This is a genomic window from Streptomyces sp. WAC04114, from assembly GCF_019733245.1.
GTDB lineage: Bacteria > Actinomycetota > Actinomycetes > Streptomycetales > Streptomycetaceae > Streptomyces > Streptomyces massasporeus_A.
Map to the genome: position 1 here is coordinate 1 of NZ_JAIGQA010000180.1, position 15,933 is coordinate 15,933.

General features: G+C 71.3%; 15 protein-coding genes and 2 pseudogenes. 7 read left to right on the forward strand and 10 right to left on the reverse strand.

Translation table 11 applies throughout. The features are described 5' to 3' along the window. Nucleotides 1–541 (forward strand): annotated as a pseudogene (locus K4G64_RS32255) (tetratricopeptide repeat protein); the annotation flags it as partial. 15 nt (nucleotides 542–556) lie between these two features. On the opposite strand, the gene K4G64_RS32260 reads toward K4G64_RS32255, so the two are convergent. Beyond that, complete coding sequence (locus tag K4G64_RS32260; protein WP_221759471.1) at nucleotides 557–1,507, reverse strand: M28 family metallopeptidase; 951 nt, start codon at nucleotides 1,505–1,507, stop codon at nucleotides 557–559. A gap of 215 nt (nucleotides 1,508–1,722) precedes the next feature. After that, on the reverse strand, nucleotides 1,723–2,196 hold the full coding sequence (locus K4G64_RS32265; protein ID WP_221759472.1) for a VOC family protein: 474 nt from the start codon (nucleotides 2,194–2,196) through the stop codon (nucleotides 1,723–1,725). 69 nt (nucleotides 2,197–2,265) lie between these two features. On the opposite strand from K4G64_RS32265, the gene K4G64_RS32270 reads away from it, so the two are divergent. Then, on the forward strand, nucleotides 2,266–2,841 hold the full coding sequence (locus tag K4G64_RS32270; RefSeq protein ID WP_221759483.1) for an ABATE domain-containing protein: 576 nt from the start codon (nucleotides 2,266–2,268) through the stop codon (nucleotides 2,839–2,841). On the opposite strand, the gene K4G64_RS32275 is transcribed toward K4G64_RS32270, so the two are convergent. Continuing rightward, nucleotides 2,828–3,277, reverse strand: a complete 450-nt coding sequence (locus K4G64_RS32275) for a helix-turn-helix domain-containing protein (RefSeq protein WP_221759473.1) — start codon at nucleotides 3,275–3,277, stop codon at nucleotides 2,828–2,830. The two genes, K4G64_RS32270 and K4G64_RS32275, sit on opposite strands and share 14 nt — an antisense overlap. 166 nt (nucleotides 3,278–3,443) lie before the next feature. Here K4G64_RS32275 and K4G64_RS32280 point away from each other — a divergent pair. Then, nucleotides 3,444–4,523: pseudogene (locus K4G64_RS32280) on the forward strand (MFS transporter); the annotation flags it as partial. Between the two features lie 80 nt (nucleotides 4,524–4,603). Here K4G64_RS32280 and rarD read toward each other — a convergent pair. Continuing rightward, nucleotides 4,604–5,617, reverse strand: a complete 1,014-nt coding sequence (gene rarD / locus K4G64_RS32285; RefSeq protein WP_308122548.1) for an EamA family transporter RarD — start codon at nucleotides 5,615–5,617, stop codon at nucleotides 4,604–4,606. 123 nt (nucleotides 5,618–5,740) lie between these two features. Then, nucleotides 5,741–6,595, reverse strand: coding sequence for an SDR family oxidoreductase (locus K4G64_RS32290; protein ID WP_221759475.1), 855 nt, complete (start codon nucleotides 6,593–6,595; stop codon nucleotides 5,741–5,743). A gap of 91 nt (nucleotides 6,596–6,686) precedes the next feature. On the opposite strand from K4G64_RS32290, the gene K4G64_RS32295 reads away from it, so the two are divergent. Then, nucleotides 6,687–7,070, forward strand: a complete 384-nt coding sequence (locus K4G64_RS32295; protein WP_221759476.1) for a helix-turn-helix domain-containing protein — start codon at nucleotides 6,687–6,689, stop codon at nucleotides 7,068–7,070. Between the two features lie 34 nt (nucleotides 7,071–7,104). Here the strand turns inward: K4G64_RS32295 and K4G64_RS32300 are convergent, their stop codons facing one another. From K4G64_RS32300 to K4G64_RS32320, 5 genes are all read right to left on the reverse strand, one after another. Beyond that, on the reverse strand, nucleotides 7,105–8,184 hold the full coding sequence (locus K4G64_RS32300) for a 2-oxoacid:ferredoxin oxidoreductase subunit beta (RefSeq protein WP_221759477.1): 1,080 nt from the start codon (nucleotides 8,182–8,184) through the stop codon (nucleotides 7,105–7,107). Next, a complete protein-coding gene (locus tag K4G64_RS32305; protein WP_221759478.1) occupies nucleotides 8,177–10,105 on the reverse strand; it encodes a 2-oxoacid:acceptor oxidoreductase subunit alpha in 1,929 nt (642 codons plus the stop codon). Before K4G64_RS32305 ends, K4G64_RS32300 begins: the two co-directional genes overlap by 8 nt. Before the next feature lie 176 nt (nucleotides 10,106–10,281). Beyond that, nucleotides 10,282–10,941 (reverse strand): response regulator transcription factor, encoded by a 660-nt coding sequence (locus tag K4G64_RS32310; RefSeq protein WP_283974152.1) that lies wholly within the window; start codon nucleotides 10,939–10,941, stop codon nucleotides 10,282–10,284. 315 nt (nucleotides 10,942–11,256) lie between these two features. Further along, entirely contained in the window at nucleotides 11,257–12,618 is a 1,362-nt protein-coding gene (locus K4G64_RS32315) for a sensor histidine kinase (protein WP_221759479.1), read from the reverse strand. Nucleotides 12,619–12,894: 276 nt separating this feature from the next. Continuing rightward, nucleotides 12,895–14,103 carry a sensor histidine kinase gene (locus K4G64_RS32320; protein WP_221759480.1) on the reverse strand — a complete coding sequence of 403 codons (1,209 nt, stop codon included), beginning with the start codon at nucleotides 14,101–14,103 and terminating at the stop codon, nucleotides 12,895–12,897. Nucleotides 14,104–14,327: 224 nt separating this feature from the next. Here K4G64_RS32320 and K4G64_RS32325 point away from each other — a divergent pair, with 224 nt between their 5' ends. The 3 genes from K4G64_RS32325 to K4G64_RS32335 all read left to right on the forward strand — a co-directional run. Further along, nucleotides 14,328–14,735, forward strand: a complete 408-nt coding sequence (locus tag K4G64_RS32325; protein ID WP_030234112.1) for an NADH-quinone oxidoreductase subunit A — start codon at nucleotides 14,328–14,330, stop codon at nucleotides 14,733–14,735. Next, the gene (locus tag K4G64_RS32330) at nucleotides 14,726–15,376 is read left to right on the forward strand and encodes an NADH-quinone oxidoreductase subunit B (RefSeq protein ID WP_221759481.1); all 651 of its coding nucleotides are present in this window, start codon (nucleotides 14,726–14,728) and stop codon (nucleotides 15,374–15,376) included. The genes K4G64_RS32325 and K4G64_RS32330 overlap by 10 nt, the downstream gene beginning before the upstream one ends. Next, nucleotides 15,373–15,933: NADH-quinone oxidoreductase subunit C (locus K4G64_RS32335; RefSeq protein ID WP_221759482.1), on the forward strand; the 561-nt coding region annotated here is incomplete at its 3' end. The genes K4G64_RS32330 and K4G64_RS32335, both read left to right, overlap by 4 nt.

The following is a 15,933-nucleotide window of genomic DNA, read 5'->3' on the forward strand; positions in this document are numbered from 1 at the left end:
GCCCACCCCTCCCCGCGGCTTCGACGCCGTCGCGGAGGCTGTGCTCGGGGACGAACCCCTCACCGCCCCGGGCGACCCCGCAGCGCCCGCGCTCCTCGCGGAGCCGGTTGCGCGGATCAACGAGGCGGTGAAGGAAGGCAGGATCGAGGCCGCCGCCGGACTGGCGGAGCAGACCGTGGCGCAGGCGTCGGGGACGCTCGGGCCGGAGCACCCCGAGGTGCTCCGGCTGCGCGAACTCACCGCCTACATCGCCTATCTGGCGGGCGACCCGCTCCGTGCCTGCCGGCTGTCGCTCGACCTGGCCGGTGCCCGCCGCCGGGCCGGCGACGCGGAGGCCGCCTACGGCAACGTGGAGAGCGCGGCCACCGCCTGGCGGGCGGTGCGCGACCCGGCGCTGGGTCTTGAGCTGGGGCGCGACCTCATCGGGCTGTGGACGGAGCTCGCCGCCGAGGACGGCCCGGCCGCCGAGGAGGTCGAGCAGCTGGAGTCGGCCCGCGCCCGCATGGGCCGCCTCACCGAGCGCGCCGCCCGCAACCCGTAGGCGCTGCCCCGGGGGCTACTCCGACAGCTCCCACACCGCGTACGCGAGGGCGTCGCTGTTGCGGTTCAGGGCGGTGTCGTTGATGTTGGCGGTGGTGTCGCAGGAGGAGTGGTAGCAGCGGTCGAAGGCCCGCCCCGCCGTGCCGCCCCACTTGGCCGCCTGCGCCGACGTCATCGTCCGGCTCGCCCCGGTGAACAGGCCGCCCACCGGCACGCCCGCGCTCTTGAAGGGCGCGTGGTCGGAGCGGCCGTCGCCCTCGGTCTCGATCTCGGTCGGGACGCCGATGCCGCCGAAGTAGTCCTTGAAGGTCTTCTCGATCGCCGGGTCGTCGTCGTAGACGAAGTAGCCGGGGTTGGGGGAGCCGATCATGTCGAAGTTCAGGTAGGCGCTGATCCTGGAACGGTCGCCGGTGGCCAGCCGGTTGACGTAGTAGCGGGAGCCGACCAGGCCGAGCTCCTCCGCGCCCCACCAGGCGAACCGCAGGTGCTTGGTGGGCTTGTACTGCGCCCGGGAGACGGCCAGGGCGGTCTCCAGGACGGCGGCAGAGCCGGAACCGTTGTCGTTGATGCCGGCTCCCGAGGAGACGCTGTCGAGGTGCGAGCCGGCCATCACCACCTGGCTCGTGTCACCGCCGGGCCAGTCGGCGATCAGGTTGTAGCCGGTGCGGCCGGACGCGGTGAACTGCTGGATCGCGGTGGTGTACCCGGCGGCGTCCAGCTTGGCCTTCACGTAGTCGAGCGAGGCCTTGTAGCCGGCCCTGCCGTGCGCCCGGTTGCCGCCGTTGGCGGTGGCTATGGACTGCAGCTGGGACAGGTGGGCCTTGACGTTCGCCACGGGTATGTCCGGCGCGGCGGCCGCTCTGGGGGGAGCGGACGGCGCGGCGTCGGCCACGGCACCACCGGTCAGGAGCATGGCTGTTGCCATGCCGCCCGCGGCGACGGCGCGCCCGGAAACGGAGAGCTTCATGTGGGGGCTCCGGATTCCGTCGGGAAGCCCATGGGGTGTCCACGGGCCGCCCACAGTGAATGGGGTGCCTGGATGGTGAAGCTGGTACTGACTATCCGTCAAGATACCTATTCGGCCAGGGCGTTACGGAGTACAGGCCTCCGGCGCCCGGGCCGCGGGGCGCGGAGCATCGGTCCCCGCGGGCGCCCGGGTCGCCGCACCCGCCGGCGCCCGGGTCAGTGCACGCAGAACTCGTTCCCCTCCGGATCCGCCATCACGACCCACTCGCCGCCCCGCTCCCTCACCCGCCGCAGCGCACCGGCCCCGAGTCCCTCCAGCCGTGCGACCTCCTCGTCGCGGCGTCCCTCGCCCGGGTGCAGATCGAGGTGCAGCCGGTTCTTGCCCGCCTTCGCCTCCGGCACCCGCTGGAACAGCAGCCTGCGACCCAGCCCGGTCCCGCTCTCCTCCTCGAACGGATCCTCGGGGTGCCGTACGGCGACCAGGTCCCGGAAGGCGCGGCGGCCGTGGAACTCGACCGTGGCCTCCTCCGGCAGGGCGCCGAAGCCGAGCAGCTTCCCGATCAGGGCGCTGTTGTCCTCGACCTCGTAGTGAAGGGCGGCGGCCCAGAAGTCGGCCTGCGCATGCGGGTCGTTCGCGTCGATGACGAGTTTCCAGTGCACGGGAGTCGGTGATGCGGGTGTCTGCGTCATGTAACCACTTATACTGGTTAGGTGAGTGGACGCGCAGGGGAAACGCCGGATCGAACGCCCGGTCTGACGCTGGTCTCGGGCCAGGGCAAGCCCTACCGCTTCGACCCCGGCACCCTGTGCCTGGAGCTGACGGTGACGGGCGGCCCCGGGGCCTTCGCCCGCTGGGAAGTGCTGCACGAACCCGCCGACCTGGTCACCTGGGCCGGGCACAGCCGGCTGCCCGACGGACTGGACCTCACCGTCTCCGCCGCGGAACTGGAACGGGCCCGCGCCCTGCGCGACGCGGTGTTCCTGCTCGCAGCCGACCGCGCCCACGGACGCCCCCTGCGCGCCGCACAGCTGGACGTCGTCAACGCGGCAGCGGCAGCGCCCCCGCTCATCGCCCGCATGGAGGCCGACGGCACCCGCGCCTGGGCCCCGGGCGCCACCGGCACCCAGCTGCTCGCGACCGTCGCCCGCGACGCGATCGACCTGTTCACCGGGCCCCACGCCGACCGCGTCCGCGAGTGCGGCGCCCACAACTGCCACCTGCTCTTCGTCGACACCTCCCGCCCGGGCCGCCGCCGCTGGTGCGCGATGGAGCACTGCGGGAACCGCGAGAAGGTCCGGGCACACCGCGCCCGCCACGCCGCTACGGAGTCGTAGCCTCCGCGGCCTCGGCCGCACGCGTGTCGTACGCGGTCCGGGCCTGCGCGATCTCCTCCTGGTGCGCCTCCGTCCAGGTCACCAGGGACTGGATCGTGGTGTGCAGCGTCCTGCCGAGGGAGGTCAGTTCGTAGTCCACCCGCGGCGGGACCACCGGGTGCACCGTCCGCTTCACCAGGCCGTCCCGCTCCAGCGAGCGCAGGGTCACCGTCAGCATCCGCTGGCTGACACCGTCGATCTCCCGGCGCAGCTCGGTGAAGCGCAGCCGCCGGTTGTCCAGCAGCGCGATGACCAGCAGCGACCACTTGTCGGCGATCCGGTCGAGGATCTGCCGGACCTGGCAGTCCTCGCGGGTGTCCCACTGGAAGGGATCGGCGTCGCCGTAGTCCACGGTGCTCTGGCAGTGACTCGGTGACTTCGAAGTGCCTTCTTCCATGTCTGTCGATGCTGCCGCAGGGTGGGCGTGGTTACAAGAGGGAACCGACCCTCACTTGCGTAACCGCCCCATACCGGAGGAGTGTTGACTCATGGGCACCCGTGCCTGGGCGCTTCTGCTCGTTCTGTGCGGAACGATCTTCCTCGAAGGCATCGACGTCGCGATGATGGCGGTGGCGATCCCGGCCGTCCGCGCGGATCTGGGCCTCGCCACCGGCACCGCGGCCTGGGTGATGAGCGCCTATGTGCTCGGCTACGCCGGCTTCACCCTGCTGGGCGGGCGGGCCGCCGACCTGCTCGGACGGCGGCGGATGTTCCTGCTCTGGCTCACCGTCTTCCTCGCCTTCTCGGGGCTCGGCGGCTTCGCGACGGGCGGCTGGATGCTGATCGTCGCCCGGTTCGTCACGGGCGTCGCCGCCGCGTTCATGACCCCGGCCGCGCTCTCCCTGATCACCACGTCGTACGACGAGGGCCCGCAGCGCAACAAGGCCCTGCTGGTCTTCGCCGGGACGGGCGCGGCCGGCTTCTCCCTCGGCCTGGTGATCGGCGGCCTGCTCACCGAGATCGGCTGGCGCTGGGTGTTCTTCGCACCCGTGCTGCTGGCCGCCGCCCTGCTCCTCGCGGCCGTCCGCCTGATCCCGCGGCGCGACGCCCCGCCCAAGCGCGGGCGCACCTTCGACTTGCCCGGCGCGATCACCGTCGCCGGCGCCATGCTGCTGGCCGCCTACACCGTCATACGCCTGGAGCACGGCCTGCACCACTGGCCGCTCACCCTGGCTTCGGGCCTCGCGGCCGTCATCACGGCCGGTGTCTTCGTCGCGGTCGAGCGCCGCTGCCCCGACCCGCTCGTCCGGCTCGGCATGCTGCGCTGGAGCCCGGCCGTGCGCGCCGACCTCGGGGCGCTGCTGTTCCTCGGCGCCTTCTTCGGCTTCCAGTTCGTCGTCACGCTCTACTTGCAGGAGCTGCGCGGCTGGTCGTCCCTGCAGACGGCGGTGGCCCTGGTCGTCATGGGCATCGACGCCGTCCTGTCGCCGACGCTCACGCCCCGGCTGGTCACCCGCTTCGGCCACGCCCGGGTGATCACTGGCGGCTTCCTCCTGGCCGTGGCCTCCTACGCGCTGTTCCTGCCGGTCGGCATGGACTGGTCCTACGCCATGATGTTCCCGACCCTGCTGCTCTCCGGCCTCGCGTTCGCCCTGGCCTACGGGCCGCTCACGATCGCGGCGACGGACGGGGTGGACGAGTCGGAGCAGGGCCTGGCCGGCGGGCTGCTGACCACGGCGACCCAGTTCGGCGCGGCGATCGGCATCGCGGCGGTGACCGCGGTCTACGGCCTGGCGTCCACCGGGTCCGGCCCGGAGGCCACGCTCTCGGCGTTCCGCGCGGCACTGACCGTGCCGGTCGCCCTGGTGGTGCTGGGCACGCTGATCTCGCTGGTCAGCGTCCGGGAGGCCCGGCGGGCGGCGCGCAAGGCGTCCCAGGTGAGCAGCGTCAACGCCAGCCACACCAACGCGAACCCGGCCCAGCGCTCCGGCGGCATCTCCTCGTGGAAGTAGAGGATGCCGAGCAGGAACTGCAGGACCGGCGTCGAGTACTGCAGCAGGCCGATGGTGGACAGGGGCACGCGGATGGCGGCGGCGCCGAAGCAGACCAGGGGGAGCGCGGTGACGATGCCGGCCGAGGCGAGCAGCGCCGCGTGCCCCGCGCCCTCGCCGGCGAAGGTGGAGTCGCCCCGCGCGGACAGCCACACCAGGAAGCCGAGCGCGGGCAGGAACTGGATCGCGGTCTCGGCGGCCAGCGACTCGATGCCGCCGAGGCCCACCTTCTTCTTCACCAGCCCGTACGTGGCGAAGGAGAACGCGAGACACAGCGAGATCCACGGGGGCCGGCCGTAGCCGATGGTCAGCACGACGACCGCGACGACGCCGGTCCCGACCGCCGCCCACTGCACCGGCCGCAACCGCTCCTTCAGCAGCAGCACGCCCATCGCGATGGTGACCAGCGGGTTGATGAAGTACCCGAGCGAGGCCTCGACCACGTGCCCGGAGTTCACGGACCAGATGTACAGGCCCCAGTTGACGGTGATGACCGCCGCGGCGACCGTGATCAGTGCCAGCTTGCGGGGCTGGCGCAGCAGCTCACCGGCCCAGGCCCAGCGGCGCATCACCAGCAGGGCGGCGCCCACGAAAACCAGCGACCACACCATCCGGTGGGCCAGGATCTCCACCGCGCCGGCCGGCTTCAGCAGGGGCCAGAACAGGGGGACGAGCCCCCACATCCCGTAGGCCGCGAAGCCGTTCAGCAGTCCTATGTGCCGCTCACCCCTCGGCTTGCCGGTCACGGGCCCCTCCTTCGCGCCTGGTGTGTGTCCGCGTGGACGACGGTAACGCCGAGCGCCCCCGGGTGTCATGTCCGTATCGGCATACGGTCATGACAGTCCGGGGTGGTGTGACGCGGGGAAGGGTCAGCCCTTGAGCGCGGCGGCGATGGCCTCGGCGAACGGGGTCGTCGGGCGGCCGGTCAGGCGGGACAGGTCGCCGCTGTCGACGACCAGCTCGCCCTTCTCGATGGAGACGTCCACGCCCGCGAGGATCCGGGCGAACGGCTCGGGCAGGCCCGCGCCGGTCAGGATGCCCACCAGGACGTCGGGGGAGACGGCGTTGTAGGCGATCTCCTTGCCGGTCTGCCGGCTCAGCTCGGCCGCGTACTCGGCGAAGCTCCAGGGGGTGTCGCCGCCCAGCTCGTACGTCTTGTTCTCGTGCCCCTCGCCGGTCAGCACGGCGACGGCGGCTGCGGCGTAGTCGGCCCGGGAGGCGGAGGAGACCCTGCCCTCACCGGCCGCGGCGACGACCGCGTTGTGCTCCAGCACCGGGGCGAGGTTCTCGGTGTAGTTCTCGTGGTACCAGCCGTTGCGCAGCAGCGCGTAGGGCACGCCGGAGCCCAGCAGGATCTCCTCGGTGCCGCGGTGGTCGTCGGCGAGGGCGGCGGTCAGGGTGCCGGGGGCGCTGGTGTAGGCGAGCAGGGCGACACCGGCGGCCTTGGCGGCGTCGATGACGACCTTGTGCTGCTGCACCCGGCCCTTGTCGAACTCGTTGCCGGAGATCAGCAGCACCTTGTCGCCCGCGGAGAAGAGGCCGTCGTAGGAGGCGGGGTCGTTGTAGTCGGCGAGGGCGATCTTCACGCCGCGGTCCGCGAAGTCCGCGGCCCTCTCGGCGTTGCGGACGACCGCGGTGATCTGCCCGGCGGGGACCTTCTCCAGCAGCTGCTCCACGACGTGGCGGCCGAGGTGTCCGGTGGCTCCGGTGACGACGATGCTCATGGTGAGGACTCTCCTTGTGGGGTGCGTTGGCACTAACCATAGGAGATGCGCTAACTCTTCGAAAGTACCCACTTTGAAGTAAGGTACTGGCATGTCGGTAAGTAGTAGCAGTGAAGCCCTGTGCCCGTACCGGCTGGTCCTGGAGCACGTGACCAGCCGCTGGGGCGTGCTCGTCCTCACCGAGCTCCTGAACCGCCCGTACCGCTTCAGCGAACTGCGCCGTGCGGTCAGCGCCTACGGAAACCGGGGCGTCAGCGAGAAGATGCTGACCCAGACCCTCCAGACCCTGGAGCGCGACGGACTCGTCCACCGCGACGCCAAGCCCGTCATCCCGCCGCGCGTCGACTACTCCCTCACCGGCCTGGGCCGCGAGGCCGCCGAGCAGGTCAAGGCCCTCGCGGCCTGGACGCACCAGCGCATGGACGACGTGGAGCAGGCTCGCCGGGCATACGACGAGGCCCGGGCCGCCTCCTAGGCGGTCCGGGCCCCGGGAGTTCCCTCCCGCCGGGTCAGCCGACGACCGTCCAGGTGTCGCCGCCCGCCAGCAGCGCGCCCAGGTCGCCCTTGCCGTGCTGCTCGATCGCGGTGTCGAGCTGGTCGGCCATCTGCGTGTCGTAGACGGGCCGCTCGACCGAGCGCAGGACACCGATCGGCGTGTGGTGCAGGGTGTCCGGGTCGGCGAGGCGCGACAGCGCGAACGCCGTGGTCGGGGACGGGGAGTGCGCGTCGTGGACGAGCACCTGGTCCTCGTTGTCCGGCGTCACCGCCACCACCTTCAGATCACCGGTCAGCGGATCCCGGACCACACCCTTGGCCAGGTCGGCGCCGAACCGGATCGGCCGGCCGTGCTCCAGCCGGATCACGGCCTCCTCGGCCTGCTGCTTGTCCTTGAGGGCGTCGAAGGCGCCGTCGTTGAAGATGTTGCAGTTCTGGTAGATCTCGATCAGCGCCGTGCCCTGGTGGGCGGAGGCCTGACGCAGCACCTCCGTCAGGTGCTTGCGGTCGGAGTCCACCGTCCGCGCCACGAACGACGCCTCCGCGCCGAGCGCCAGCGACACCGGGTTGAAGGGCGCGTCCAGCGAACCCATCGGCGTCGACTTGGTGATCTTCCCGACCTCGGAGGTCGGCGAGTACTGGCCCTTGGTCAGGCCGTAGATCCGGTTGTTGAACAGCAGGATCTTGAGGTTGACGTTGCGGCGCAGCGCGTGGATCAGGTGGTTTCCGCCGATGGACAGCGCGTCGCCGTCACCGGTGACGACCCACACCGACAGATCCCGGCGGGAGCTCGCCAGACCCGTGGCGATGGCGGGGGCGCGGCCGTGGATGGAGTGCATCCCGTACGTGTTCATGTAGTACGGGAAGCGCGAGGAGCAGCCGATGCCCGAGACGAAGACGATGTTCTCCTTCGCCAGCCCCAGCTCGGGCATGAAGCCCTGCACCGCCGCGAGGATGGCGTAGTCGCCGCAGCCGGGGCACCAGCGCACTTCCTGGTCGGACTTGAAGTCCTTCATCGACTGCCTGCCCTCGGCCTTGGGGACGAGGGAAAGCGCCTCGATGGTGCCTGTGCCGTGCGTGGACGTCTCAGCCATCGATGGCCTCCTTCAGAGCCGCGGCGAGCTGCTCCGCCTTGAACGGCATGCCGTTGACCTGGGTGTACGAGTGGGCGTCGACCAAGTATTTCGCCCGGATGAGCGTGGCGAGCTGCCCGAGGTTCATCTCGGGGATCACCACCTTGTCGTAACGCTCCAGCACAGAGCCCAGATTCCGCGGGAAGGGGTTGAGATGGCGCAGGTGCGCCTGCGCGACCGACTCCCCGGCTCTGCGCAGCCGCCGCACCGCCGCCGTGATCGGCCCGTACGTCGAGCCCCAGCCCAGGACCAGCGTGCTGGCCTCGTGGGGGTCGTCCACCTCGATGTCGGGGACGTCGATGCCGTCGATCTTCGCCTGCCGGGTGCGCACCATGAAGTCGTGGTTGGCCGGGTCGTAGGAGATGTTGCCCGTGCCGTCCTGCTTCTCGATGCCGCCGATCCGGTGCTCCAGGCCCGGAGTGCCCGGGATCGCCCACGGGCGGGCCAGCGTCTGCGGGTCCCGCTTGTACGGCCAGAACACCTCGGAACCGTCGTCGAGCGTGTGGTTCGGGCCCTGCGCGAACTGCACTCGCAGATCCGGCAGCTCCTCGATGTCGGGGATCCGCCAGGGCTCGGAGCCGTTGGCCAGGTAGCCGTCGGACAGCAGGAACACCGGCGTGCGGTACGTCAGCGCGATCCGCGCCGCCTCCAGCGCGGCGTCGAAGCAGTCCGCCGGGGTGCGCGGCGCGACCACCGGAACCGGAGCCTCGCCGTTGCGCCCGTACATCGCCTGGAGCAGGTCAGCCTGCTCGGTCTTGGTGGGCAGGCCCGTCGACGGGCCGCCGCGCTGGATGTCCACCACCAGCAGCGGCAGCTCCAGCGAGACCGCGAGACCGATCGTCTCCGACTTCAGCGCCACACCCGGACCGCTCGTCGTGGTCACCGCCAGCGAACCACCGAAGGCCGCGCCCAGCGCGGCCCCGATGCCTGCGATCTCGTCCTCCGCCTGGAAGGTCCGCACGCCGAAGTTCTTGTGTTTGGACAGTTCGTGCAGGATGTCCGACGCCGGAGTGATCGGGTACGACCCCAGGTACAGCGGCAGATCCGCCTGCCGGCTCGCCGCGACCAGCCCGTACGACAGCGCGAGGTTGCCGGAGATGTTGCGGTAGACACCCGGCGGGAACGCCGTGGCCGCCGGCGCGACCTCGTAGGAGACGGCGAAGTCCTCCGTCGTCTCGCCGAAGTTCCAGCCGGCCCGGAACGCCGCGATGTTGGCCGCCGCGATGTCGGGCTTCTTCGCGAACTTCGACTTCAGGAACCTCTCCGTGCCCTCGGTGGGCCGGTGGTACATCCAGCTCAGCAGGCCCAGCGCGAACATGTTCTTGCTGCGCTCGGCCTCCTTGCGGCTGAGGTCGAACTCCTTCAGCGCCTCGACCGTGAGCGTGGTCAGCGGCACGGGATGCACGTGGTAGCCGTCCAGCGACCCGTCCTCCAGCGGGGACGTCCCGTAGCCGACCTTCTGCATCGCCCGCTTGGTGAACTCGTCCGTGTTGACGATCACCTCGGCGCCGCGCGGCAGGTCGCCGATGTTCGCCTTCAGCGCGGCCGGGTTCATCGCCACCAGCACGTTCGGCGCGTCACCGGGGGTGAGGATGTCGTGGTCGGCGAAATGCAACTGGAAGGACGACACACCCGGCAGGGTCCCGGCGGGCGCCCTGATCTCGGCCGGGAAGTTCGGCAGGGTCGACAGGTCGTTGCCGAACGACGCGGTCTCCGAGGTGAAACGGTCACCGGTGAGCTGCATACCGTCACCCGAGTCCCCCGCGAACCTGATGATCACCCGGTCGAGGCGACGGACATCCTTCGCGCCCGCCGCTTTGCGCTGCTCTCCTACGACTGCTCCGTCGGCCTGCTCCGCTGGGCTACTGACCTGGCTGGTCACTGAACTGGACCTCCCTCGAGGACGCTGTCCGGGACAGGCCTTCCCGCAGGCCCTCCCGGGATCAACCCTACGACCGCAAGGGTCGCCTTCTTCGGGTCATTCGCATCTTGGACACGACGTGGGTATGGCTATTCATTCGCCTTTGTCCGGGTTTCCGCGGTCGGCGATCGTGAACGTCAGGAGTTGAGATACGTCAGCACGGCCAGCACCCTGCGGTGGTCGCCCTCGCTCGGGGAGAGCCCCAGCTTCAGGAAGATGTTGCTGACGTGCTTCTCGACCGCCCCGTCGCTGACCACGAGCTGCCGCGCGATCGCCGAGTTCGTCCGCCCCTCGGCCATCAGCCCCAGCACCTCGCGCTCCCGGGGGGTGAGCCCGGCCAGCACGTCCTGCTTACGGCTACGGCCCAGCAACTGCGCGACCACCTCCGGGTCGAGCGCCGTACCGCCCTCGGCCACCCGCACCACGGCGTCCACGAACTCCCGCACCTCGGCCACCCGGTCCTTCAGCAGATAGCCGACCCCCCGGCTGGACCCGGCGAGCAGCTCCGTGGCGTAGCGCTCCTCCACGTACTGCGACAGCACCAGCACCCCGAGCCCCGGGTGCGCCTTGCGCAGCTGTACCGCCGCCCGCACTCCCTCGTCCGTGTGAGTCGGCGGCATCCGCACGTCCGCCACCACCACGTCCGGCAGTTCGCCCTGCGCGTCCAGCTCCGTGATGGTCTTGATCAGAGCCTCGCCGTCACCCACACCGGCGACCACGTCGTGCCCACGGTCGGTCAGCAACCGGGTCAGGCCCTCTCTGAGCAGCACCGAATCCTCGGCGATGACCACCCGCACCCTGTCCTCCACGATGTTCGGCCCCCCACAGCCCGCTGCCGCCCGTCCGCAGCCCACAACGGCTCCGCGCCCACCCGTGCGACGGGTCCAGCATTTCAGGGTCCGGGGGTGTATGGGGACGGGACCGGCTTCTTGATGGGCGCCGATCGGGTGGTGAGGGAAAGACGGGGGCCAGAGGCGACCGCCCCTGGCCCTGGCCCTGTCCGGGCTCGCGGGGGCCGCGAGAGCCCCGCGGCGGTCACCGCACGTGCGCCCCCCGCCACGGCAGCTCGGCGGTCACCGCACGTGCGCCCCCCCGCCACGGCAGCTCGGCGGTCACCGCACGTGCGCCCCCCGCCACGGCAGCTCGGCGGTCACCCGGGTCGGCCCGCCCGCCGGGGAGTCCACCACCAGGATCCCGTCCACCGCGTCAAGCCGGTCCGCCAGCCCCGCGAGACCGGAACCCTGGGACACGTCGGCCCCGCCCACGCCGTTGTCCACGACCTGCAGCATCAGCCGGTTCTCCGTCCGCCACACCTCGACGCCGGCCCACGTCGCCCGCGCGTGCTTGCTGACGTTCTGCAGCAGCTCCGACACCGTGAAGTAGGCGATCCCCTCGATCGCCGGCGCGGGCCGCTCCACCAGGTCGACCTCGACCTGCACCGGCACCGTGCAGCGCGAGGCGACCGACGACAGCGCCGCGTCCAGCCCCCGGTCCGTCAGCACCGCCGGATGGATCCCCCGGGCCAGGTCCCGCAGCTCCTGCAGCGCCGTCTTCACCTCGCCGTGCGCCTCGTCCACCATCCGCGCGGCCGCCCGCGGGTCCTCCTGGAGCTTCTCCTTCGCCAGCCCCAGATCCATGGCCAGCGCCACCAGCCGGGCCTGCGCCCCGTCGTGCAGATCCCGCTCGATGCGCCGCAGGTCGGCCGCGGCCGTGTCCACCACGACCCCCCGGTCCGACTCCAGCTCCACCACGCGCGAGGCCAGCCGCGACGGCCCGAGCAGCCCGTGCACCAGCAGCCGGTCCACCATCGTCAGCGCCCGCACGATCCACGGCGTGGCGATCGTGAACAGCAGCCCCACCAGCGCGGTCACCGTGATCTCGAACGGGTTGTCCAGGTAGATCCGGTGAGCCTCGTCGCCGTACAGCTGCAACCCGTCCTGCCCCGCGTACACCGGGAACACCCAGAACCACAGCGGATACGTCAGCAGCGCCCAGCCGAGCGCCCACACGTTCACGGCCACCACGAACGAGAACACCGCCCAGGGCAGGTGCAGCACCGCGTACAGCAGCGCCCGCCACGAGGCGCCGCTCTTGAGGACGGCCCCCATCCACGCCATCGCGCCCGGCTTCCGCATCCGCAGCGGCTCCGGCTCGGCCACCTCCAGGCCCAGCAGCCCCCGCGCCCGCATCCGCTCCAGCGCCCCGAAGCCGCGGCACCCTGCGAGCGCCGCCGCCAGCACCGGTACACCGAGGAACGTGATCAGCAGTCCCGCGCCCAGCGACACCATCGTGACCGCGTAGGTGAACAGCAGGATGCTGATCGGCAGGCTGAGCAGCACATGGGTGAGCTCCAGCCAGGTGCGGCCCTCGACCGGCGCCCGCAGCACGGCCGGCAGCCGATGCCGCCGTTCGGTGCTCCCCGGGAAGCCCGACCCGCTGTCGAGCCCGTATCCCTGTCCGTACTCCGTGGCCATCGGCGTCGTCCTTCTCCTCGTCCCGCGGCTGTGCTCCCGTACCTCCACCCTGCTCCGCCGCAGGTCGGCGGACCATGGAGTCCATCGGCGTCTTGGACGGGGGGTTTTCCCTACCCTGGGGGCCCTGTCCCGGGACGCATGCCCCGAGGCGTCTGTCCCGGGGCCTTGTCCTGCGGCGCCCACCCGGGGCCCCTGTCCCGCGGCGCTTGCCTCCCGGGGGCCTATCCCGAGACCCGTATCCCGGGGCCTATCCCGAGGCCCGTATCCCGGGGGCCTCTATCCCGAGGCCCCCGACCGGTCACGCCACGGCAGTTCCGCCGTGACCGTCGTCGGACCGCCCTCGGGCGACTCCAGGACGAACAGCCCGTCGACGGCGTCCAGTCGCTCCGCCAGGCCCTTCATCCCCGTACCGCCGTCGAGGCTCGCGCCCCCGTGCCCGTCGTCCCACACCTGAATGAGCAGCCGGGTGTCGGTCCGCCACACATCCACAGAGGCCGACCTCGCCCGGCTGTGCTTGCTGACGTTCTGCAACAGCTCCGAGACGGTGAAGTAGGCGATGCCCTCGATGGCCGCCGCCGGCCGCTCCGGCAGATCGACCGTCACCTTCACCGGGACCGTGCAGCGCGAGGCGACCGACGACAGGGCCGCGTCCAGCCCCCGGTCCGTCAGCACCGCCGGATGGATCCCCCGGGCCAGGTCCCGCAACTCCTGGAGCGCCAGCTTCACCTCGCCGTGCGCCTCCTCGACCATCGCCGCCGCCGCGTCCGGATCCTCCAGCACCTTCTCCTTCGCCAGACCCAGCCCCATGGCCAGATTCACCAGCCGCGCCTGCGCCCCGTCGTGCAGATCCCGCTCGATGCGCCGCAGGTCCGCCGCGGCCGTGTCCACCACGACCCCCCGGTCCGACTCCAGCTCGGCGATCCGCCGCTCCAGCTCATCGGAGGGCGACAGCAGCGCCCGCACCATGGCCCGGTCGGCGTTGGTCAGCCCTCGCGCGATGAACGGCAGCACCGGCCACAGCACGAACAGCGAGGCCAGCGTGACCGTGAAGGTCAGCACCCCCCACGGCAGCCGGACGAACTCGTACAGCGCCGTACGCCAGCCCACCGGGTCCTTCAGCTGCATCCACAACCGCTGGACGAAGCCGTTCCCGCCCCGCAACCGCAGCCGGCTCGGCTCCTCGATCCGCACCCCGAGCAACGCCCGGGCCCGCGCCCGCTCCAGCCTGCCCAACTGCCGCGCCCCCACGAGCCCGGCCGCGAGCAGCGGGAACCCGATCACCGTGACGGTCAGCCCGAAACCGGTGGAGAACACCGTCACGACATAGGTGAAACCGAGCAGCGCGACCGGAAGGTTGGCCAGCAGGTGCGCGATTTCCTTCCAGGTGTGCGGGTCGTAGGCGAGCCGGGCCGGCGGCGGACGGTCGTCCTGCCCGGCGGCCCCCCGGGCCGCCGTCGTCCCCGGGGACGTGATGCGTCGGGTCATATGCGTTAGCGTGCCCGGCGGCGGACGACGGCGCCATGAGGTGGGCCGCCAGGATCAACTGAGGAAAACCCCACCCTCGCGTGCAGGGCCGGTGACGGGCTGCTTACCCTGCCTTTATCAGGGCCTAGACTCCCGTGCGTACAGATCGTCGAACGGCGGCGCCCCCGTGAGCCGCAGCATCGTCGCAGGATCCAGGTCCGAGTTTCAGGGAGCGAGGGACGGACGTGCCGGAACCGACCGTCGTCACCACGACCGTCGTCGCGGCTGACTACTTCCAGTCCTACTCGGTCGTCGGACTGCTCGCCGTCGTCGGTGTGCTGTTCGTCGCCGTCGCCTTCGGGGCCGGACGCCTGCTGCGGCCCGTGGTCCCCACCCCCGAGAAGCTCCTGACGTACGAGTGCGGCGTCGACCCCGTCGGCGAGGGCTGGGCCCACACCCAGGTCCGCTACTACGTCTACGCCTTCCTCTACGTGATCTTCGCCGTCGACTCGATCTTCCTGTTCCCCTGGGCGACCGTCTTCGCCGCCCCCGGCTACGGCGCGGCGACCCTGGTCGAGATGTTCATCTTCCTCGGCTTCCTGGCCGTCGGCCTGCTCTACGCATACAAGAAGGGCGTCCTGGCATGGACGTGAACCCCTCGGTGTCCGAGCCTGTCCTGCTGCCCGAGCCCAAGCGGCTGGGTGCCCTGGCCCGCCTCGCCCCCGAGCCGATGAAGGTCATCCTCAACTGGGGCCGCCGCTACTCGCTCTGGGTCTTCAACTTCGGCCTCGCCTGCTGCGCGATCGAGTTCATCGCCGCGTCGATGGCCCGCCACGACTTCATCCGCCTCGGCGTCATCCCGTTCGCCCCGGGCCCGCGCCAGGCCGACCTGATGGTCGTCTCCGGCACCGTCACCGACAAGATGGCCCCGGCCGTCAAGCGCCTCTACGAGCAGATGCCCGAGCCGAAGTACGTCATCTCCTTCGGCGCGTGCAGCAACTGCGGCGGCCCCTACTGGGACTCCTACTCCGTCACCAAGGGCGTCGACCAGATCATCCCCGTCGACGTCTACGTCCCCGGCTGCCCGCCCCGGCCCGAGGCGCTGCTCCAGGGCATCCTCAAGCTCCAGGAGAAGATCGCCCGCGAGTCGCTGGGGGAGCGCTACGGCAGCGAGGCCGGACGCCCCTCGACCGCCGCGCTGCGGAGTGGCCTCGTGCAGCCGCCGGCCCCCGCGCCGCGCTCCGACCCAGACCCCGACCCGGACTCCGATTCGACGCCGGGGGAGGGACGATGACCACGGTCGGCTGGCTGCCCGCCGACGCCGAGGAACTCTTCGGCCCCGACGCCACGGCCGAGGAGTCCTACGACGTCCTGACCGTCGACGTACCTCCGGCCGCCTGGATCACCGCCCTGGAGACCGCCCGCGACCGGCTCGGCTGCACCTACTTCGACTGGCTGAGCGCCGTCGACGAACCGGGCACGGGCTTCCGCGTCACCGCCCACGTGGCCGCCCTGTCCCCCCTGCGACGCCTCCTCCTCCGCACGACGGTCCCGCACGAGGCTCCCGCCCTGCCCTCCGCCGTCGGCGTCTACGCGGGTGCCGCCTGGCACGAACGCGAGACGCACGAGATGTTCGGCATCACCTTCGAAGGCCACCCGGCGCTGGACCACCTCCTCCTGCCCGACAACTTCGAAGGCCACCCCCTGCGCAAGGACTTCGTCCTGGCCGCCCGCGTCGCCAAGGCCTGGCCCGGTGCGAAGGAACCGGGCGAGTCGGAACACGGCGGCCCCAAGCGCCGCCAGATGCTCCCACCCGGCGTCCCCGACCCCAACGAATGGGGCCCCCTCAAG

Coding starts and splice junctions, on each gene's coding strand:
- K4G64_RS32260 (WP_221759471.1), bottom strand. CDS start 1,507: ATGAAGCTCTCCGTTTCCGGGCGCGCCGTCGCCGCGGGCGGCATGGCA.
- K4G64_RS32265 (WP_221759472.1), bottom strand. CDS start 2,196: ATGACGCAGACACCCGCATCACCGACTCCCGTGCACTGGAAACTCGTC.
- K4G64_RS32275 (WP_221759473.1), bottom strand. CDS start 3,277: ATGGAAGAAGGCACTTCGAAGTCACCGAGTCACTGCCAGAGCACCGTG.
- K4G64_RS32290 (WP_221759475.1), bottom strand. CDS start 6,595: ATGAGCATCGTCGTCACCGGAGCCACCGGACACCTCGGCCGCCACGTC.
- K4G64_RS32295 (WP_221759476.1), top strand. CDS start 6,687: ATGTCGGTAAGTAGTAGCAGTGAAGCCCTGTGCCCGTACCGGCTGGTC.
- K4G64_RS32300 (WP_221759477.1), bottom strand. CDS start 8,184: ATGGCTGAGACGTCCACGCACGGCACAGGCACCATCGAGGCGCTTTCC.
- K4G64_RS32315 (WP_221759479.1), bottom strand. CDS start 12,618: ATGGCCACGGAGTACGGACAGGGATACGGGCTCGACAGCGGGTCGGGC.
- K4G64_RS32320 (WP_221759480.1), bottom strand. CDS start 14,103: ATGACCCGACGCATCACGTCCCCGGGGACGACGGCGGCCCGGGGGGCC.
- K4G64_RS32330 (WP_221759481.1), top strand. CDS start 14,726: ATGGACGTGAACCCCTCGGTGTCCGAGCCTGTCCTGCTGCCCGAGCCC.